1 protein-coding gene is annotated in these 387 nt (G+C 64.0%); it reads left to right on the top strand.

All coding sequences use genetic code 11. From position 1 onward, the window contains the following. Nucleotides 1-387: zinc-binding dehydrogenase (locus AC1DIO_RS35590; RefSeq protein ID WP_476854984.1), on the top strand; the 387-nt coding region annotated here is incomplete at both ends.

Consider the following 387-nt stretch of genomic DNA (forward strand, 5'->3'; position numbering starts at 1 on the left):
GACGCGCCCTTCGACAAGATCTGCTATATCGGCTGCGGCGTGACGACGGGGATCGGCGCGGTGATCTACACCGCCAAGGTCTGGCCCGGCGCCAATGTCGTGGTCTTCGGGCTCGGCGGYATCGGCCTCAACGTCATCCAGGGYGCCCGCATGGTCGGYGCCGACAAGATCATCGGTGTCGACATCAATCCSGGCAAGCGCGCCATGGCCGAGAAATTCGGCATGACCGRSTTCATCAATCCGGCCGAGATCGGCAACGACAAGGTGGTGCAGGCGATCGTCGATCTGACCGGCGGCGGCGCCGATTTCTCCTTCGACGCGACCGGCAATACCAACGTGATGCGCCAGGCGCTGGAATGCTGCCATCGCGGCTGGGGTGAATCGATC

This window comes from Allobosea sp. 05T439 (assembly GCF_056396005.1).